The 19,989-nt window shown below is 51.7% G+C and carries 18 protein-coding genes; 8 read left to right on the top strand and 10 right to left on the bottom strand.

What is annotated here, in order from left to right; translation table 11 throughout:
- The first annotated feature begins 133 nt into the window (after positions 1-133).
- A complete protein-coding gene (locus KG631_RS09680) occupies positions 134-1,210 on the top strand; it encodes an efflux RND transporter periplasmic adaptor subunit (protein WP_213999268.1) in 1,077 nt (358 codons plus the stop codon).
- Positions 1,207-4,269 carry an efflux RND transporter permease subunit gene (locus KG631_RS09675; protein WP_213999265.1) on the top strand — a complete coding sequence of 1,021 codons (3,063 nt, stop codon included), beginning with the start codon at positions 1,207-1,209 and terminating at the stop codon, positions 4,267-4,269. Before KG631_RS09680 ends, KG631_RS09675 begins: the two co-directional genes overlap by 4 nt.
- Before the next feature lie 50 nt (positions 4,270-4,319).
- Here the strand turns inward: KG631_RS09675 and KG631_RS09670 are convergent, their stop codons facing one another.
- The 3 genes from KG631_RS09670 to KG631_RS09660 are packed head-to-tail and all read right to left on the bottom strand — an operon-like array spanning position 4,320 to position 8,956.
- Positions 4,320-6,275: a phytase gene (locus tag KG631_RS09670; protein ID WP_213999263.1), complete on the bottom strand. Its 1,956-nt coding sequence runs from the start codon at positions 6,273-6,275 to the stop codon at positions 4,320-4,322.
- 15 nt (positions 6,276-6,290) lie between these two features.
- Positions 6,291-8,810 carry a TonB-dependent receptor gene (locus tag KG631_RS09665; protein WP_213999261.1) on the bottom strand — a complete coding sequence of 840 codons (2,520 nt, stop codon included), beginning with the start codon at positions 8,808-8,810 and terminating at the stop codon, positions 6,291-6,293.
- Positions 8,807-8,956 carry a hypothetical protein gene (locus tag KG631_RS09660; protein ID WP_213999259.1) on the bottom strand — a complete coding sequence of 50 codons (150 nt, stop codon included), beginning with the start codon at positions 8,954-8,956 and terminating at the stop codon, positions 8,807-8,809. The genes KG631_RS09665 and KG631_RS09660 overlap by 4 nt, the downstream gene beginning before the upstream one ends.
- A 55-nt stretch (positions 8,957-9,011) precedes the next feature.
- Here KG631_RS09660 and KG631_RS09655 point away from each other — a divergent pair, with 55 nt between their 5' ends.
- Genes KG631_RS09655 through KG631_RS09645 form a run of 3 tightly spaced genes read left to right on the top strand, consistent with a single transcriptional unit; the run spans position 9,012 to position 12,276 of the window.
- The gene (locus KG631_RS09655; protein WP_213999257.1) at positions 9,012-9,908 is read left to right on the top strand and encodes a GGDEF domain-containing protein; all 897 of its coding nucleotides are present in this window, start codon (positions 9,012-9,014) and stop codon (positions 9,906-9,908) included.
- Positions 9,908-10,969, top strand: coding sequence for an AraC family transcriptional regulator (locus tag KG631_RS09650; protein ID WP_213999255.1), 1,062 nt, complete (start codon positions 9,908-9,910; stop codon positions 10,967-10,969). The genes KG631_RS09655 and KG631_RS09650 overlap by 1 nt, the downstream gene beginning before the upstream one ends.
- Before the next feature lie 23 nt (positions 10,970-10,992).
- Entirely contained in the window at positions 10,993-12,276 is a 1,284-nt protein-coding gene (locus KG631_RS09645; RefSeq protein WP_301003713.1) for a metallophosphoesterase, read from the top strand.
- Positions 12,277-12,455: 179 nt separating this feature from the next.
- Here the strand turns inward: KG631_RS09645 and KG631_RS18905 are convergent, their stop codons facing one another.
- From KG631_RS18905 to KG631_RS09615, 6 genes are all read right to left on the bottom strand, one after another.
- Positions 12,456-12,650, bottom strand: a complete 195-nt coding sequence (locus KG631_RS18905) for a VIT1/CCC1 transporter family protein (RefSeq protein ID WP_365868816.1) — start codon at positions 12,648-12,650, stop codon at positions 12,456-12,458.
- A 110-nt stretch (positions 12,651-12,760) separates the two neighbouring features.
- On the bottom strand, positions 12,761-12,937 hold the full coding sequence (locus KG631_RS09635; RefSeq protein WP_213999253.1) for a hypothetical protein: 177 nt from the start codon (positions 12,935-12,937) through the stop codon (positions 12,761-12,763).
- 4 nt (positions 12,938-12,941) lie between these two features.
- Complete coding sequence (locus KG631_RS09630) at positions 12,942-13,853, bottom strand: tetratricopeptide repeat protein (protein ID WP_213999250.1); 912 nt, start codon at positions 13,851-13,853, stop codon at positions 12,942-12,944.
- 95 nt (positions 13,854-13,948) lie between these two features.
- The gene (locus KG631_RS09625; protein ID WP_213999248.1) at positions 13,949-14,227 is read right to left on the bottom strand and encodes a hypothetical protein; all 279 of its coding nucleotides are present in this window, start codon (positions 14,225-14,227) and stop codon (positions 13,949-13,951) included.
- Between the two features lie 67 nt (positions 14,228-14,294).
- Positions 14,295-14,582, bottom strand: a complete 288-nt coding sequence (locus KG631_RS09620) for a hypothetical protein (RefSeq protein WP_213999245.1) — start codon at positions 14,580-14,582, stop codon at positions 14,295-14,297.
- The gene (locus tag KG631_RS09615) at positions 14,539-15,228 is read right to left on the bottom strand and encodes a serine/threonine-protein kinase (protein ID WP_213999243.1); all 690 of its coding nucleotides are present in this window, start codon (positions 15,226-15,228) and stop codon (positions 14,539-14,541) included. The genes KG631_RS09620 and KG631_RS09615 overlap by 44 nt, the downstream gene beginning before the upstream one ends.
- 82 nt (positions 15,229-15,310) lie before the next feature.
- Here KG631_RS09615 and KG631_RS09610 point away from each other — a divergent pair, with 82 nt between their 5' ends.
- Together KG631_RS09610 and KG631_RS09605 are read left to right on the top strand one after the other, a co-directional pair.
- Positions 15,311-15,868, top strand: coding sequence for an ECF-type sigma factor (locus KG631_RS09610; protein ID WP_213999241.1), 558 nt, complete (start codon positions 15,311-15,313; stop codon positions 15,866-15,868).
- 148 nt (positions 15,869-16,016) lie between these two features.
- The gene (locus KG631_RS09605) at positions 16,017-16,895 is read left to right on the top strand and encodes a universal stress protein (RefSeq protein ID WP_213999239.1); all 879 of its coding nucleotides are present in this window, start codon (positions 16,017-16,019) and stop codon (positions 16,893-16,895) included.
- Here KG631_RS09605 and KG631_RS09600 read toward each other — a convergent pair.
- Positions 16,892-19,327: an EAL domain-containing protein gene (locus KG631_RS09600; RefSeq protein ID WP_213999236.1), complete on the bottom strand. Its 2,436-nt coding sequence runs from the start codon at positions 19,325-19,327 to the stop codon at positions 16,892-16,894. The genes KG631_RS09605 and KG631_RS09600 overlap by 4 nt on opposite strands.
- Positions 19,328-19,611: 284 nt before the next feature.
- On the opposite strand from KG631_RS09600, the gene KG631_RS09595 reads away from it, so the two are divergent.
- Positions 19,612-19,983 (top strand): VOC family protein, encoded by a 372-nt coding sequence (locus KG631_RS09595; RefSeq protein ID WP_213999229.1) that lies wholly within the window; start codon positions 19,612-19,614, stop codon positions 19,981-19,983.
- The last annotated feature ends 6 nt before the right edge of the window (positions 19,984-19,989 follow it).

Genomic DNA, 19,989 nt, shown 5'->3' with positions numbered 1-19,989 from the left:
CACATCGACCCTGTTGCATGTTAAACTCGCCACATTTCCTTACAGTTATCAAGTTGCTTACATTCACTGACGTAGGTATATTCCAGCCGATAAATGCCGTAATGCTGCTTACCGTTACCGCCAAGGATCGCTCATGTTTAAAAAGCTCGCTGCCTCCCCTGTTATTATTGCCGTGCTGTTAACACTGGCATTGTTACTCTGGTTACTCAGTGGTGATAACTACGGTGCCAAAGAGCAAGCACCGGCAGAGCAGCAGGCATCAGAACAAAAGCTGTCGCTGGTTGAAACCCGCTGGTCAGATGCAGAACCGTACCAGTTAACCCGGGTAGCCCAGGGTCAGGTGTTACCCTGGCGGAGTGTCAGCATTAAAGCGCAACAAGCCGGCACTGTCATGGCGCTACTGACCCGTCAGGGCGACACAGTGCAGCAAGGTGCCAGATTACTGCAGCTATCTGATGACGGTCGCAGTGAATTATTAGCCCAGGCCCAGGCAAACTTAACCCTGAAAAAGCAGGAGCTGGCCAGTGCCCGCACCTTGGGCAAATCGCAGTTTTTGTCTGAAACCGAGCTGACCCGACTGGAAAGTGAACTGGCCAGGGCCGAAGCTGAGTTTGCCAGTGCCCGTCTGGCACTGGCGCAGATTGAACCGGTTGCACCGTTTGCCGGCGTCATCGACCGACGCCATATTGAAGTAGGCGACGTGGTACAGGTTGGAACTGAACTATTGCAGTTAGCTCAGATAGATAAGTTAAAAGTCACTGCTCAGATCCCCCAGCAACATATTGGCGCCTTACAACCTGGCCAGCAGGTTAAGCTACGCTTACTCGATGGTCGGCAACTCAATGGTGAGCTGAGTTTTATCAGTTACGCCGCCGATACCGCTACCCGCAGTTTTTACGTTGAAGTGACGGTTGCGAATCCGGAACTGTTGCGGATTGCCGGTGGCAGTGCCACGGTTGAAGTGCAGCTGGAGCCGGTTCAGGCTCATTTGATATCGCCGGCACTTCTTAGCCTGAACAGTGACGGCCAGCTGGGTGTTTCTGTTGTGAATGAACAACAGCAGGTTGAGTTTTACCCGGTCCAAATAATTAGCGCTGACAACGAAGGGGCGCGGGTAACCGGCTTACCAGAGCGGGCGCAGATCATTACCCAGGGCGCGGGCTTTGTTAAACCAGGTGATAAAGTGCAGGTGGCAGGAGCCAAGCCATGAATGCCATTATTCAGGCAGCCATTGGCCGCAGCCGTGCCAGCTTAATGTTATTGCTGTTTTTATTTATTGCCGGTATTACCGCCTACCAAACCATACCAAAAGAAGCTAACCCTGACGTCGCCATTCCAATGATGTATGTGTCGATGTCGCTGGATGGCATCAGCCCGGAAGATGGCGAGCGGTTACTGGTACGGCCGATGGAACATGAGCTGCGATCGCTGGAAGGCATAAAAAAAATGACCTCAACCTCCAGCGAAGGCCATGCCTCGGTCATGCTGGAATTTGATGCCGGCTTTGATGCCGACCAGGCACTGGCTGATGTCCGGGTAAAAGTAGACGCCGCCCGCGCCAAACTACCCAGTGAAGCCGATGAGCCCACCGTCAATGAAATAAATGTTGGACTATTCCCGGTGTTATCGGTCGGGTTATCCGGCCCCGTTTCTGAAAGCCAGCTGGTGTATATCGCCCGCCAGCTGCAGGAAAACATCGAAGCTATCCCTGAAGTGCTGGAAGTAGACATTGGTGGCGATCGCGAAGATATGCTGGAAATTGTGGTCGACCCGCAAGTGCTGGAAGGCTACGGTCTGGATTACCAGCAATTGTTCAGCCTGGTGTCAAACAACAACCGGCTGGTCGCCGCCGGCAGCTTAGATACCGGTGCCGGTCGCTTCGCAATGAAAGTACCGGGCGTAATTGAAAACCTCGAAGACGTCCTGTCAATGCCAATCAAGGTCGATGGCGATACTGTCATTACCTTTGGCGATGTCGCCACCATCAGCCGCAGTTTTAAAGACCCGCTGGGTTTCGCCCGGATTAACGGCCAACCCGCCGTTGTGCTGGAAGTTAAAAAGCGCAGCGGTGCCAATATTATTTCAACCATTGAACAAACCAAAGCATTGATTGACCAGGCCAGTAGCCAGTTTCCTGAAGGCATGCAGGTTAACTATATTATGGACCAGTCAAAAGAAGTGAAGAACATGCTGTCAGACTTACTGAACAACGTGTTAACTGCCGTGGTGCTGGTGCTGATCTTAATTATTGCCACCATGGGTGTGCGCTCAGCGCTGCTGGTCGGCATCACCATTCCCGGGGCATTTTTTGCCGGTATTCTGATGATATTTGCGCTCGGTTTTACCATGAATATTATTGTGCTGTTTGCGCTTATTTTGGTGGCCGGCATGCTGGTTGATGGTGCCGTGGTGGTTAGCGAATTGGCCGACCGTAACCTCGGCGAAGGCCAGAAACCGAAAGAAGCCTGGGCCAATGCCGCCGGCCGCATGGCCTGGCCGATTATCGCCTCCACAGCCACCACGATAGTGGTGTTTATGCCGCTGTTATTCTGGCCCGGTGTGGTGGGCCAGTTTATGAAATATCTGCCAGCGACGGTGATCCTTTGTTTGCTGGCATCGTTATTTATGGCGCTGATTTTCCTGCCGGTAATGGGCGGCATCAGCCGGGCCAGGCCCGCAGCCCATAAAATCGAAGCCAGTCGGGCAGGTTTGGCTTACCGGCACCTGCTTGGCCGGTTATTACGCCATCCCGGCCTGACCTTGGCCGGACTACTGGGTGGCATGGCACTGATTTTTGTTGCTTACGGTAAATATAATCATGGCCTGGAATTTTTTCCCGACGTTGAACCAGAATCTGCGCAGGTATGGGTACGGGCCCGTGGTGATATGTCTATTTATGAAAAAGATACGTTACTTAAAACAGTAGAACAGCGCCTGCTGGGACTGGCTGAAGTAAAAGCCCTGTATGCCCGTTCGCTGGCCAGCGCCGACGGAGAACTGGCGCCCGACGTGGTCGGGACGTTGCAATTTCAGTTTATTGACTGGCATGAACGGCGCAAAGCAGCCGCCATTCTGGATGACATGCGCCAGCTGACTGACGATATTCCCGGGATTATTCTGGAGTTTCGTCAACAACAGGAAGGCCCTGCTGCCGGCAAGCCGATAGAGTTGCAGGTTAGCAGCAGTGAAGCCGCCGCTACCGAGCAGGCGGTGGAGCAAATTATCCGCCAGATGGAACAAATGGAAGGCTTTGTTGATATTGAAGATGACCGCAGCCTGCCCGGTATTGAGTGGCGGATAGAGGTTGACCGGGCAGCCGCAGCCCGCTTTGGCGCTGACGTGCTTACCGTCGGCAATGCCGTGCAAATGGTCAGTAACGGCTTACTCCTGGCCAAGTTCCGGCCGGAGTACGCCAGTGACGAAGTGGATATCCGGGTCCGGTTTCCGCAATACTGGCGCTCACTGGATCAGCTGGGTCGGCTGACCATTCAAACAGCGCGGGGGCAGGTGCCACTGAGTAACTTTGTAGAGCTGGTTCCTGCACCTAAAACCAGTATTATCAAGCGGATAGACGGTAATCGTGCCATTACTATCAAAAGCGATTTAGCGCCCGGCGCTCAGGTAAGTGAACGTTTAAAGGCGCTGCTGGACAGTGACATGCAGCTGCCCGACAATGTTAACGTCAAAACAGCCGGCGAAAGTGCTGATCAGCAGGAAGCGATGACCTTTTTAATGGGCGCTTTCGCTACCGCTATCTTTTTAATGCTGATGATTTTACTGGTGCAATTTAACAGCTGGTATCAGAGTTTACTGGTACTGTCGGCCATTGTCTTTTCCACCGCCGGGGTATTACTGGGCCTGCTGGTTAACGGTCAGAGCTTTGGAATTGTGATGGTCGGTATGGGCATTATTGGCCTGGCCGGCATCGTGGTGAATAACAATATCGTGTTAATTGACACCTTTAATCAGCTGCGGCAAAGCGGCATGTCAGCAATGGAAGCGGCACTTGAAACCGGCTGCCTGCGCTTACGCCCGGTTCTGTTAACGTCGGTAACCACCGTGCTGGGGTTAATGCCGATGGTGCTGGCGGTTAATGTTAATCTGTTGGAACCCAGCCTCGGCTTTGGTGCCCCCTCTACCCAATGGTGGACCCAGCTATCCAGTGCCATTGCCGGCGGCCTGACTTTTGCTACCTTGCTGACATTGTTTTTAACGCCCTGCATGCTGGTGCTGGGTGAAAAACTACACAAAAAAATACGCCATCAGTAAAAAGCCCCGCTCAGCACAGCTGAGTGGGGCTTTGACAACCGAGTAACCTGCTATTTTAATTGCTGCAGTAGTGCTTGCCATGGCACCAGTTTCAGGTTCTGGCCCTGCTCCGGCATCCGGTTACGGCCGTCCTGCACCACCAGTGCCCCCTGTTCAAAACCGGGGCCCAGCGAGCGGGTGGTAACGTCCAGGCCATCGGTTTCTGACGCGCCATCTATCCCCAGTTCCGGGTTAGTACCAATTCTGAAATGCAGCCGCTCAGCATAAGGCGGCGCGGCATCAAAAAGCAGATAACTGTCGTTACCCTGACTTGAAACCAGCAGATAACTGTTACCGTTGTGCTCCGCCAGCGCGATACCTTCAATATCATCAACCAGACGCTCACCGTCAACCCGCAATATTACCTCGCCGCTTGTTGCTGCATCTGCTTCGGCAGCAAAGCGCCAGATAGCCTGATCTTCTTCGCCGACAAACAAAATGCCGCGTTTATCATCCGTCACACAGCCCTCTGGTTGGCTGGGTACCTGCAGCGAGCGCACTAAAACGCCCTGCCAGTTTTGGCCATCGCTGCTTATCCGGTACTGTTCAATCAAACCAGATTTGTCGTTAACAAACACATAGTGCTGCCCACTGCGGCCACTTTGATACAGGCATAAACCATAAATTTCCGTCATCGCCGTTGCCACCCTCCCCGCGTTATACAGCAGGCCGTTAAGGTCAATGGCAAACATTTGCAGGCTGTTGTCGTCACGTAGGCTGGCCACGGCGAGGTCATGCGTCTGGCCCTGCCAGCGCAAATTATACCGCACATCAACATTATTTAAGCGGCCAACCGGCAGTTGCTGTACCCGCTGGCCCTGCATATTGTAAACATCCAGTCCGGCCCGCTTATCGGTACCCAGCAGCAGGCTTAACTCAGGCTGCTCAGGGTGATGCCATACGGCCGGGTCATCCATAACATCACCGCGCTGACTCGCTGGCTCGGTCTGTAAGGTTGGCATTAGCTGTACTACCGCAGCTCTGTTGCTGCGAGCGGACGTAGAGGGTAATGGCAGCGATAACTGCTGCACGGGCGCGGCATCCTCGCTGCTGACAAACAAGGTGGCGTTATTGGCTTGTATACGGACGGCAAGGCCGCTTGCTTCAGCAAGTCCCGGTACTTGCCGGGTCGATAATACCTCGCCGCCGCGGTTAAGATGCAGCACCCGGGCCGGTTGTTCTTCCAGCGCCAGCAAACTGCCATCCGCTAATAACTGCATTGCTTTTACTTCGCCCTGTAATTGGCCAAAAGGCGCATTAACCTGCACTAAACTGCGGCCTTCATCAGCCTCGGGCTCGGCCTGGTAACGCCAGATAGCCCGGTCAGCCTCGGCAATATACAAGGCCCCGCTAACCGGATCGGTGACACAGGCCGTGCTGTCGTAAGGTACATTTAATTCGCGGATAACCAGTGGCTCTGCCAGCCATTGCTGCTGTTGCTGCAGTAACAGCTGATCGGCACCACCGCGCCCACCCAGTAAAAACAGGCTAAGTTGCTGGTTTTCACTGCTCTGATAAAAGCACAGATCATCCACCACCCGGCTGCTAATTAATTGGCGCCGGAGTAACAGTAACGGCTCGCTTGCTTGCGGGTTCAGCTGCCACAAATGCAGGCTGTTATTATTGTCGTCCATCGCTGCCAGTAGCAGGCTGTCGTCTGTCAGCTTTTGTACAGTGAGCCGGATAAATGCCCCGGGGTAGCTACTGATTACCTCAGCATCTTTTGTCTCAGGGCTTTTTGTCTCAGGGCTCTGGCGCACGTGTAAGCCAGACTTATCGGTGAAAATCTGATATTCCGTGCCAGACAATTGCACTTTGTGGTAATGGCTGGCGCTAATGTCAGTCAGCTGTTGTACCGGCGCACTTTGCCCTGCCAGCTTTGCTTGCTCAAGCTGACAGCCACTAACCAGTGCTGCAATTGCCAGACACACTCCGCTCCGGGTAAAAACGTGTTTACTAAATCGCATCGTCTGCTTCCTTGTTTACCAGTTAGTGATCTGCAGGCCCAGCACCACGGTGCGGCCATACTGTTCATATTGGAAGTTATAGGGCTTGCGACCTGTATAAGCGTAGTAAGGCTCATCATTTAAATTAATCACATTAAAATACAGCTGCATACCGCGGCTGAATGTCCATTTACTGCTGAAATCCAGTTGCAGATGGTCATCGGCATACACGTCGTAGGCGGCGTCACTGACATCACCGACTTCCGCCAGATACTCAGATTTATAATTAGCGGCCAGGCGCAGACTCAGGCTGTCAGTCTCGTAGCCGATACTCAGGTTAGCCGTTTGATCTGACTGACTGGGCAGTGCCACTTCCCGGCGCAGCAAACTACCATCATCAAACCATTCGATATCTGCAGCAGAGTCGGTCAGGGTCAGGTTAGCCGATAGCAGCAGGTGATCCAGCCAGCTATCAAAACCCGCCAGCTGATGCACCGCATTTAATTCCACGCCATATAAGTCGGCGCTGCCGCCATTGACAAAGGTTTCGGCTTTGCCAAAGTCAGCATATTCGCCACGGCCAGCTAAATCAGCTTCGTAAATAAAGTTATCAATCTGCTTATAGAACAACATCGCCGACAGCACACCAAGCTTGTCAGCATAATGCTCGATGCCCAGGTCAAAATTATTGGAGGTCAGCGCCTTTAAGTCCGGGTTACCGAACGCGGCTTCCAGTTCGTCATCGTCGCGTTCCAGAATAAAGGCCGGTGCCAACTGCTCAAAGTTCGGGCGCACCAGACCGGTACTGAACGCCGCCCGCACGATACTGTTCTCTGCCAGGTTGTAGCGCCCGACCAGTGCCGGTAACCAATACCCCTCACTGCTACTTTGCTGGTTGGCACTAAACAGCTCTGTACTGTCATCATAACGGGTACCGACTGCGTCCCGTTTTTCATATTCATAACGTACACCACCCACCAGCTGCCAGTGCTCACGTTGCCACTTTGCCATGACATAGCCGGCACTGATATCTTCATCTACCTGGTAGTCGTTAATTTGTGACTCTACCTCATCAACAAAATCAGCGCGGTTAAGCCCAGCCACCAACTGATAAATAGCAGCACTGCTGACCGCGGGCCCGAGGTTACTCAGACTATAGTCCACCACGCCACTGGCATAATCGTTCATACTAAGCGCACTTATGCCTTGATCGGCAAAATCCTCAAACAACCAGACATCTTCGGCTGCGGTTTTTTCCCGCTGGCTGAATTTAATACCGGCTTTCAGCTGCATACTGCCGCTGCCTTGGATCCTTTCATGGCTAAGATCAAACTTAATATTGCGCTCGGTCTCTTTGGTATAGGTATCACCCATTTCCACTTCTTTTAACGCATAGCCTTGTGCCAGAAAAGCATCAGCCGGCGCAGTTAAGCGCAATATATTGCTGCCGCTGAAGCCAACACCGTCGTCAAACGCCTGTTCAAAGTCAGCTGCACCAATATTAAACGGGGTGTCTTCGTCGGCTTTGCTGGCACCACCTTCCAGTTGCCACTCCCAGTTGCCGGCTGTCTGACGGGTACCCAGCACCAGGGCTGCAATACTCTGGGTTTCTTCGCGCTGTTTTAACGAGCGCAGTACTTCCGCTTCGCCGCTGGCGCCGGCCCATTGCGGATCAGCAAATTCGACCACCAGCCCCTGGCGCTGTTCATTGTCACTAAAACGGCTATACAGGCTACGCAGGTAATATTCATTATTACTACCAGGGCGGTAATCCAGGTTCAGTGCCAGTCCCAACCGTTCCCGGCTGATGGTGTAGTCGCGCAGTTCAAACTCTTCCAGCCCTTCATCAAAATCCCAGCTGCCACCGGTCTCGACGTTTTCAGAGCCAAATTTGCGCTCGGCAAAACTGGCGGCAATGGCCATCCCCAGGCTGTCTGTTTCGCCACCGAAATCCAGTATTTTACTGAATACCCCGGACACTTTAGGGCTGGTTTTCGACTGTTGCTCGTTGTAGCCCGCCTCGGCGGTAAAAGAGTAAAAATCGTTGCTACGGTCAAATGCTGACAAGCTTTTTATTTCGACAGTGCCGCCGAGCGAGCCGGCGGCCATATCCGGGGTCAGGGTTTTATTGACTTCAACCGACTCCAGCAAATCAGACGGGATCACATCCAGCGCCACCGCTCGTCTGCCCGCTTCCGGCGCAGCCAGAGATGTACCGTTATAAGTTACTGAGTTGTAGTCCGGTGCCAGGCCCCGCACCCGGATAAAGCGTCCTTCACCCTGATCCCGCTCTACCGACAAGCCCGCTAATCGTTGCAGTGCTTCACTGACATTGCTATCGGGGAACTGCCCCATTTCATCCGCACTGGCCACGGTAACGATGCCAGCGGCATCGCGCTGGCGGTTCAGCGCTTTACTTAAGGCACCAAACTGGCCCCGCACTTCAATATGTTCAATCTCATCAGTCTCGGTGTCTGCCAGTAACGGGGCGGATAACGCGCCACAGGCCACGGCAATGGCAGATGCCAGCAAGGTACGACGATAGTTCAGTTTCATAACGTGCTCTCAGGTTGCAGTAGATAGTGCCCACCAGTCTGCCGTTGCTCTGTGACAAAACAGCGGGGGGTAACCGCCTGTGCTGCACGCTGCTGACCCGGGTCTTTACTGCGCAGCAAAGCCTGTTTACTGCTGGAATTTGTCATATCAATGTCATGCCTGCGCCGCAAAATGGTTGTTATTTGCCGGACAACTGTACTTATGTGGCAACAACACCGTTATAAACTGCTATCCAGCCTGCTGTTGTTACTCAGCGGCCTGCTGCTGGCTATTCATAGTGGCAGCGGCAAGCAAGCCAACGAGTTCGACTGGTTAGATATTCTGGGCGAGGGCACTACCTTGCTGGTGGCCTGTGGCTGGCTGGGGCTTATTATCAGCAGCCGACCAGCGGGGCGGGTTACTGAATGGCTGTATTACGGCAGTTTGCTGCTGGTGTACTCGTACTTTCTCGACTTACTGGACGAATTTATTCGTTATCCGGATGCTATCCGGCTGATGAGCTGGCTTGAGTCACTGCCGGCACCGGTCGGGATGTTAATTCTTACCTACGGTCTGGTCGGCTGGCACCGCGAACAACGGGCCATTAACCGCCAGTTGCAGGGCCGCGAGTTATTTTTACGCCAGCATCAGCTGATCGATCCGTTAACGCAACTCTATGGCGCTGCGTATTTGCAAGTTGTGCTGCAACGCGAGATTGAACTGCACCAAAGCCAGCACAAAGCGCTCAGTTTGCTGGTGGTTGATATCGATAACTTCAGTCAGTTTAATCGTCAGCATGGCATGGCAGCGGGCGATGCGTACCTTAGCCAGTTAAGTGAATTACTCAGCAGCCAGTTACGGCACAGTGATCTGGTGTGCCGCTATGCCGGTGACCGCTTTATTGCCCTGCTGCCCGACACTGCCGAGCCGCAGGCACAGATTATGGCGCAGCACCTGCGTCAGCAATTGCCACAGCTGGCTGACAGTAATAACGACCCGGCTACCACCGTCGTTGCTCTGGCCGTGCGACAGGGCAGCACTAAAGCGGCTTTTAAGGCGGCAGAGCAGGCGCTGGCACTGGCGAAACAGGCCGGTAATTTCAGTTACAAACCTGCCTGATGAACGCGCGCAGCTCTGGTTGTCACAATACGCCCGGCTTCGGCTATCAGGATAAAATACTGCTATTGCAGCACGGTAGCAGCGAATTGCTGGCACTGGCGCAGCGCCGCGGGGCGACGTTAAGCAAACTGCTTACCGGCACCCGCATATTCGAACAGGACTTACATAAGCCGCATGGCCGGCTACACCATGCCGACTGGCTTAAATTACTGCAAAACTGTCAGCAGCAGCTGAACAGTCCGGAGTTGCCATTTTTGCTCGGCAGCGCCATGTTGAACAGCCGTTATATTTCGCTGTGTCAATGTCTTCAGGCATCTGCAAACCTGCGCCAGGCGCTGGCTCAGCTATGGTATTTCCGACATCAGTTATTTCCTGCGGTATACGCGACCATGTATCCGCTGCCACAACAGCAAGCCATTACCATCGAGTTGCAGCCCGGCGTGGGGCTGGCAAACCAGCAACCGTTTATGATGACGGTGTTGTGTTCATTGCTACTGGATCTACTCAAGCAACAGCTCGGCACCACCGAAGGTATTAATGTGCAGTTGCAATCAGGATGCAGCGCAAAACAGTTGCAGGCTCAGCTGCATTGGGATTGTGCAGTTAACTTCAATCAACCCTGCGATAGCATCAGTATTCCGCTGTCATTGTGGCAACAACCTTTCAGCGACGCTGATCCAGAGCGTTTCAAAGCCGCCCGCCGCAGTTGTCTGCAGCTGAACCGCGTGCTGCCCCGCCAACGCGGATTGCTGGAACAGGTATGTCGTTTGCAACAACGGGCTTTGCCGGAACTGTTAAGTCATGAAGAAGTAGCAAAAGTGCTGGGGCTTTCCGCTAGCAGCCTGAAACGTCAAGTAAGTCAGCATCACACCAACTTTGCCCGGCTGCTGGATCAGGTCCGGCGCGAACAGGCCCGCCGTCTGCTGCAACAAGGGCAATACTCTAACCGCCAACTGGCACAACAACTCGGTTATTCCGATGAACATAATTTTCGCCGGGCTTTTAAACGCTGGACTGGCTTAATCCCTACTGATTTTAAAGGCTTATTCAATTTCAATTAACCGTGACTTTTTAAAGGATCTTTATGAAACCTGTTAAAACCCGTAGCTGGCAACAACTGTATCTGGTACTGCTAAGCACAATTCTGGCCGCGACACTTGGCGCTTGCTCGGTGGCAGAACCTGCAGCAGAGGCCACCGCTACCAGCAACACGACCAGCAACACGCCCGGCAAAGTACTCAGTTTCGCCGTGCTGGGAGATGCCGAGCCCAAACCTGAACCGCAGTTTCCGAATGTCGCCGCCGCAGTAGCCGACGTAAATCAGTTAAGCGAACCTTTGCAGCTGGATTTTGTGGTTGGGGTCGGTGATATTGCTCATAAAGGCACGCTTGTGCAGTACGACAATGTTACGCCGGTGCTGCAACAGCTGACGCTGCCGTTTTATCCGATTATGGGTAATGAAGAGCATGGCAGCACTGTTGAACGTTATCTGCACTACGTCAATCTGTGGAACGAGGGCAAGGTGACCATTAACAACCCGAGCTATGTGCTGGAGTTTGATAGTGTAGCATTGGTATTAGCCTCACCTGATCACGGCCGCGATTTTAACGACAGCGGGATCAGCTGGATGCAGCAGCAAATCAGCCAGCTGTATCCCAAGCCGGTATTACTGGTAGTGCACGGCGCCCAGGCAGGTGTCTATCCTGAGAATGCCGAAAAAGGCATTCATCACCCTGGTTTTAGCGAGATAATTGCCCAGCCAAATCTGGCCGCGGTAATTTCCGGAGACTTACATATGGATATGGACCGGGTTGCGCATTCAAAGCAACTGGGCAAGGTGCATTACCTGCATATCCCGGCGCTGGAACGGACTAAAATTCCGGATGAAACTAAGCACACGGCTATGTTCCGGGTGTTCCATATCGATAGTAACGGTCTGGTCAAGGTTGATACCTACCAGACCGGTGTAAAACAGCCACTGGCGCGACATGCCTATCAGTTTAACCTGACCGGCGACTCAACAGTCAATTCTCGGCACCGATTTTTGTACAGCAAACATTTGTTTGCAGCTAATAACCATCTGATGTCGACGACTGTCAGTGTCAACATGCTAAAGGTGCAAGTTCTGCCAACAGCGACAACTCAGAAAAAACTGCCCACTAAAGCCGTCAACGCCATGGCCAGCGCGCCCCAGAAGGTGACCCTGGCAGCGCCCCTTGATTGGCTGACGCACCACCCGCCCGCGCGAGCGGCCAGTGCCCCTAGCACCGCGCCAGAAACGCAACGACAGCCCGGCAACAGCATGGATCAGGAATTGCCCCGGCATTGCCCAGGCGACTCATTAACGGCAGTGCCGCCCCTATGGTAAAGCGTAACTTGCCGGGGGGAGAGTGCAGCCTGAATCGGACGGGCAAACGCTATTTGCTGAAATACCAATTTCGTCTCTGGCATGGGCGCCCAGCGCATCATGGGCCATCAGCTGTTCAGCAACGGTACGCGCCAGGTCAGGCTCAACACCTCTTTTGACATAAATCAAATTTCAGCGAGTCATTTTTTTTCCGACTGCGGGTTTTCAACCAGTGATACCCTCTCAAGTCCTGTTAAGATCAGCATGTTCAGTGTCCGCCTGCGAACTGACGAAACATACTCACCCGCCGCCACTGACATAGCCCCGGCCACCAGGCCGGCAACTCCGGCCAGCATCACACTTTGATGGTTTGTGTTGGCGGCAGCCACCCCAATAATTAAGCTGGCGGTAGATACAATACCATCGTTAGCGCCTAGGCACGCGGCACGCAGCCACCAACCCGGTGCGAGCGGTGCACGTGTTTATGGACCATATGTTTCTTTCATTACCGTTGTTGCTGCAACGCGAGCCTGGCTTGCTGAACATTGCTGCTTTTTTTCTGCGGATGCAACGCGATGATGCTATCGGCGCGTTCCAGCGCTGCGCTTGCCTGCTGTAATACCTTGTAACAATAAGTTTGCAATGCCCGCCCAGGTATCGATAATGTCAGGGTGGTCGGCATTTTTTCACCGCGCAGGGTAACAATTTGCTGATATAACTGTAGTGCGGCATCGGCTTTTTGCTGCGCCAGATAGGTATCTGCCAGTATTTGCGCTGCGGACTGTAGGTTGTGGGTGGGCTTCGCCCAGTTGTTGGGTTTTCTTGGTATAGGCATCCAGTACTAACTGCTCGGCCTCAGTAAATTGCTGTTGCTGGCGCAATAAGCGGGCAAGCTTCATCTGGCTTTGCAGTGTTTCAATATTGTCGCCGCCCAGCACCTCAGTGCGATTGGTCAATACCTGCCGGAACAAGCGTTGTGCCTCGGCATAACGGCCCAAACCACGATAGGTATCTGCCAGATTGTGTTGCGAGCGCAGGGTGTCAGGATGCAGCGGTCCCAATACCTGCTTAGCAAGCGCAATGTGTTGCAAAATAAGCGGTTCGGCCTTTTCATACTGTCCGCTTCCTTCATATAGCGAACCCAGCGTGCTCATGCATTGCAGTGTCGCAGGATGTTTGGCCCCATAAAGCTGTTGTGCTTTATCCAAGCACTGCAAGTAATATTGCTCCGCCTGACTATATTGCCCCAACCAATGGTAAATGATACCCAGTTGCACCAGTGAATGCACAATATCAGGGTGTTGCTCGCCCAGCAGCCGTAACCTGTCCTGATGCAAACGCAGCCACATCTGCTCGGCTTTTACTAAATCGCCGTTAGTATGATAAGCACTGGCTAAGCTGCTTAAAGAACCCAAAGTAAGCTTGTGCTCTTTACCAAACAACTGCTCTGCCAGTTGCAGGCTCTGGTAACGTAATGCCAGAACCTGAGCTGTTTTATATTGATCCTGATAAATATCAGCCAACGTCATTAATATCTGCCAATACAATTCGGTGTTGGTAAAGTGGTGTTGTATTGCTAATTGTTGGGCCTGTTCCATGTGGTGCTCGGCGTGCAGGTAATAAGCCAAGCGAGCGGTAAAGCGCCGCGGCCGGTTAATCCGATTGCACTGCGGCAGCCACTTCAGGTTGCTGGCTACGAGGCATGGTCGCTTTGTTCTGCCAGCTGATTGCTGGCCTCATCCAGCACATCCCGCACCTTTGGTTCGGCGCCCTGCGCTTCGTTAGGGTCGGCCTTGCCCAGCATGTTGGTAACAAATTCAGTTATTGCCAGCGCTTTGTCCCGCTGCAGCCTGGCGATGTCACGTTCTTGCTTTACCTGTTGCGCCTGTTGCCAGAAGGCGGCGCTAAACGCGGTAATACCACACAGAATAACCGCCGCCAGGGCTGCTGCTGGCGGTATTGCGCCGGACAAACGTCTGACAGCGGTACCACCAACCTGGCGGGCCGGGCCTGTATTGGATGTTTACCCAGAAAACGTTTTATATCATCGCTGAACGCCGTAACAGACTGATACCTTTAGCGGCTCTGGCTCGCAAGGCACGCTGAATAATCCAGCACAGGTCGCTGTTGGCGCTGTTGCCAACTAACTGCAATATCAACCCCAAGGCGTAAACATCACTCAGGGTAGAAAGTGCTTTGCCCTGTTGCTGTTCCGGGCTGGCGTAGTTCAACGTTAACCCCAGTTGCTCAGTAGCCGCGCAGCATCGGTGCTGGTGGCGCGGTTCAGCTGGCGGCAATACCAAAATCGAGTAGTTTAGGTTCGCCATCCTGGCTTACTAAAATATTGGATGGCTTGATATCACAATGCACCACCATTTTCTGATGTGCAAAAGCAACGGCAGCCAGCACTTTGACAAACAATTGTAACCGCGCAATCAGCGACAAGCTTCGCGAATCACAATACTGATCAACAGGTTCGCCCTTAACATATTCCATTACCAGATATGGCATACCTTCGGCTGTGGTTCCGCCATCAAGCAGGCGACTGATCGCAGCGTGCTCTAAATCGGCCAGGATCTGGCGCTCTGCTCTGAACGCATGCAGCAACAGTGGGTTTATCAGGGTGGTTGCCACCAGCTTAATCGCAACTTGCTTTTCAAATTGTTTGTCCGCCCGCTCTGCCAGATATACAGTGCCCATGCCCCCGCGACCAAGCTGGCGTAACAGCTTGTAAGGCCCGAGCATCTCGCCGCTCAAATCCTGCGAATGGGCCAACAGCGACGCGGCCTCTGAAGCCAGCATATCCTGCATCTGTAACGTATGGCCGTTACTGGCCAGCAATTGCTGCAGTGCATTGTAAAGTTCAGGGTTGTCAGCGCTAACCTGTTTGATGAAGTTGTCACGCTCAGCCTCAGGCAAGGCAATTGCCTGATAAAATAGCGGTTCAATCTGCAGCCACAACTGCTTATTCATTCACTTTTGCCATTACATTTCCTAAATTAGTAAAACCCTGCCTATAATGTAACCAATTAACAGCCTAGTAGAAAATAATCCTATGTCTATCGTTGAGGAACATACAAGCATTACTATTTTGCTGGGGCAATGGCGGGACGGTGATCTACAAGCCGAGCAACAACTCAGCCAGCTGGTGCAGCAAAAACTGCATCAACTGGCGGCAAAGTATATGCACCAGGAACGGCCGGGCCATACCTTACAGGCCACCGCCCTGGTCAATGAAGCCTTTATTGGTTTAATGCAGGCCGACGTCGATTATCAGGACAGGCTGCACTTTTTCAGGTTGGCTGGCAGTATTATGCGGCGAATTCTGGTGGATCATGCCAGGGCGCGCAATGCCGCTAAGCGTGGTGACGGCCTGTTACAAATAACCCTGAGCGATCATGCTCTGGCAGTGGATGACTCCAATAGTATTATTGGCCTGCATAATGCGCTGCAGGCATTGGCAGAGTTTGACCAGCAAAAAGCTGAGATTCTTGACCTGCAGTTTTTTGCAGGTTTAAGCCCGGAGCAAATTGGCGAGTTATATGGGGTGTCAGGTAAAACCATTGAGCGCAGCAGTAAGTTGGCCAAAGCTTTTATTCATCAGGCTATTTAAAGGCATTCTAACTTTATTTAAATTTTTTCTGTTTTGTTGTCTTTTTATCTAACCAAATCCGCTTACTTAACTAACGGCTCAGTTAAGTAGTCTGGCTGTACGCTTTGCCAATGCGGCAACACAGGTTCAGATAAACCCGGATAACATTATGAAACAGGTATTCAAGCATTTATTGGTAGTATTACAAAACCAGCCCGATGACAAACTGGTGCTAAGCAGAGCCTTAACGCTGGCGAAGCAGTATCAAAGCAAAGTCACGTTGTTTTGCTCAATGTATCAAAGCCGGGGGCAGGCCAACATCAGCGAACAGGCGGCGCAATATCAGCAACAATTGCTGCAGCACATTGCCGCCACACAGCCACTGACCCTGACGCCTGTTATCGATATTTGCTGGCAGCAACCGGCCCGGCAAAAAATTGAACAACTGCTCGCGGCCAGTGATGTCAGTTTAATTATTAAATTTCTGCGACCAAAACGCAGTTTACTGTCATGGTTCATACCTGATTTAGAGCATTATTTTATCAGCGACTGCACCTTGCCGGTGTGGCTGGTCAAACAAGCCAGCGCCAATGCTGAACTGAACATTCTGGCCTGCCTTGATCTGGACGATAACAGTACCCAGCAACATCGCCTGAACCACAGCATCCTGACCATTGGCGAACAAATCGTGCAACAGGACAACCTACACCTGCACGTGCTCAATTGCTATCAGGCCGACGACTACAGTATGAGCCTGCCTTACGACAGTAACCACGGCTTTGCACCACTGCCTGACATCCAGCAGCAACATACCCGTAAACTGGCGCCTTATATTGCAGCACATGACTTACCAGCAGATGTTATTCACCTGAGTGAAGGGCTGCCAGATAATGAGGTGCCAAAAGCCGTGCAGCACTATCAGTGTCAGCTGGCGATTATCGGTAACAGCCATCTGCATGATTTAAGTTCTGTACTGTTTGGTGACACAACCCACTACTTAAGCCGGCATACCCCCTGCGATGTGCTGGTGGTGAAACAGCTCAGCTAACCCGCCTGGTTAAGCTGCTGCTCTATATCCTCAAATGTGGCAGGCCGTGCAAATAAATAGCCCTGACCGAATGCACAGCCCAGCAACACCAGTTGCTGTTGCTGGGCCGGGGTTTCAATACCCTCGGCAATTACCTCTACGTCAATGGCCTTAGCCATAGCTAACATGGCCTTAACTAAACTGAGGTTTTGGTTATTGTCTAACGACTGGACGAAAGTTTTGTCAATTTTAATAAAATCAATAGGTAAGGACGTCAGGTAGGACAAGGATGAATATCCGGTGCCAAAGTCATCAATCGCAATTTTAATACCCGCTCTGCGAAACGCATTCAGGTTTTCCAGGATGGTCGGCGATTTATCCATCGCCACCCCTTCGGTAATTTCAAGTTGCAGGCACGCTGGTGCCAGTTGCAGTTGCTGCAGCTTATCCATAATAAACCGGAACAGCGTCGGGTCAGAAAAATGCTTGCTGGTAATATTTATTGCTACCGCTTGCGGCTGCAAGCCAGCCTGCTGCCACGTGTTGAGTTGCTGCAACACGACATTGATGACCCAGCAATCCAGTTTTTTGCCCAGATTCACTGCTTCAGCCACCGCAACAAATACATCCGGTGCCACTGTGCCCAGTATGGCATCGTGCCAACGCACCAGCGCCTCATAACCAATAAGTTGTTCAGTTGATAACTGGTACTTTGGTTGCAGTACCACACTGAGTAAATTATGTTCGAGCGCGCGTCGCAGGCCCTGCTCAATTTCAAGTCTTTTTGTTAACGCGCTATGGATGTCTTTATGGTATATCCGCATTGGTAAGCCTTGCTGCTTCGCATCGAACATGGCCGCTTCAGCGTGCTGAATTAGCGCTGACAACTGGCCAGAGTCGTCGGGACATAAGCTAATACCAACGCAAATAGAAGGGGCAATCTTTTCCTGGGCTAACCAGTAAGGTTCGGTATAGCTTTCAATCAATTTATGGACAAAGGGCAGTAGTTCGCTTCGATCTGCCAGTGGCAGTAATACAATAAAATCATCAGCACCGGGCCGGCAAGCGAGAGCGCCCTCGGGCAAGATGCTTTGCAACCGATGCGCCGCTTCAATCAGCATTAGGTCACCAAACTCATAACCATATTTTTCGTTAATAAGCCGGAAGCGATGGCAATCTATAAACAAGATGGCATAAGTGGCGTTCGGTTCAGCCCTTTGGTTAAACTGCTCTATTAAACCTTCTTTATTCAGCAGGCCAGTTAAAGCGTCAAAGCTGGTAAGAAACTTCGCATGGTTTTTTGCTTTGACCTGCTCGGTAATATCAATACCAACCCCTTGTATTTCATCCGATGTGTCAGCTTTACCGGCCAGGCTGCTGAAGGTCCAGTCAACCCAATGCACGGCGTTATCGGCGCCCAGCATCCGCACTGACAGTGAAATAGATTGCTCTTCAGTGCCCTGACGCAACTGGGTTAGCAGCGCCTCAACACTATGGCGTTCGTCAGCATGAATAAATTCAAAAATAGAGATGCCTAACATCTGAAACAATTGTTGGTTCAGTTGCCGGCTAAAGGCATTGTTAACGAACGTCAGACGGGAGTTTTTACTTAACCGGCAAATAAATTCTTTCTGATTCTGGACAATGTCGCGATAGCGCTGTTCAGCAGAAATAAGTCGCTGCAACACCGCTTTAAATTCTGACAAGTCATGGCACACACCTACAAAAACCCGGCCTTGTTCAGTAATCGACTCGCCGACAGACAGATGCATTGGAAATACGGTGCCATCTTTGCGCTGCGCCTGGACATCACGGCCAATGCCAATAATTTTTGCCTTGCCCGTGGTTTTATAATTGCGAATGTAACTATCGTGTTGGCCGGTATGCTGCCGGGTCATCAGCATACTGACATTCTGACCAATTACTTCTTGTTTTTTATAACCAAATAACTGCTCAGCGCCGCGGTTAAAGCTTTGCACTATACCGAATTCATCAATAGAAATAATGCCATCAACCGCCGCGTCCAGCAGCGCATGCTGTACCGACATTAAATTTAAATGGGCTTTGACGCTGGCCTGATAGGCGGTCAGGTCATGGCAAATACCGACAAAATAGCTTTTACCATTGGCGGTAGACTCACCAACAGATAAATGCATCGGAAATACTGAACCGTCCTGCCGTTTACCCTGCACATCGCGGCCGATACCAATAATTTTTGCCGGCTTTTTATCATTAACATAATTAGCCAAATAGCTGTCGTGCTCGCTATGAAAAGGTTCAGGCATCAACATCCGCACATTCTGGCCAATACACTCTGCTGCGCTGTAACCAAATAATTTTTCTGCTGACGGCGAAAAGAAACAGATCAAGCCCTTCTGATCAATTACGATAATGGCATCTACAGCCGACTGTACTATGGCATCCTGTAACTGGCTTAGCTCAAACGTATCCATACTTTAAGTAACCTTTTATATCCCTAGCCACACTATAAACAGACATCAAAATTTAGTGGTTTGTTGACAATTATCACAACTGTAGAAGCTGCAATCGCTTTTTGCCATCATAAATACCGAAAAAGGGGATAGACAAAGCATCGTTTCAGGGAAATTAGTTAAAAAATTAGGTGGTTGGCTTTATCCTGATTTTTTTAGTAATACGGATAATTAATTGCTCTACTTGTTTACCCGCTGCGTATACTGCAATCTTGAGTTGACCTTAATTAAGCCGGAGACATGTAATGATTAGCTACGTTACCCTGGGTGTAAATAATTTAACCGCCGCCAAAGCTTTTTATGGCGAATTACTGGGCGAACTGGGCGGCAAAAGCCTGTTGGATATGGGCCGTATCGCCTTTTTTGGTAAAAGCATGGCGCAGCCGATGCTGGCAATTTGCGAACCCTATAATCAGCAGCCAGCTACTGCGGGCAATGGTAATATGGTGTCGTTTCAACCCGGTTCCAAAGACAAAGTAGATGCGTTGTACCAAAAAGCACTCGCCCTGGGTGCCAGCTGCGAGGGTGCCCCGGGACAGCGGATCGAAAACACGTTTTACGGCGCTTATGTCAAAGATGCCGATGGCAATAAACTATGCTTCTGTCATTTCGGTTAGGGTTAA

The sequence above is a fragment of the Arsukibacterium sp. genome (assembly GCF_018402695.1).
Classification (GTDB): domain Bacteria; phylum Pseudomonadota; class Gammaproteobacteria; order Enterobacterales; family Alteromonadaceae; genus Alishewanella.
The sequence above is the reverse complement of the archived record's forward strand: the minus strand, read 5'-3'. Positions and strand labels throughout refer to the sequence as shown.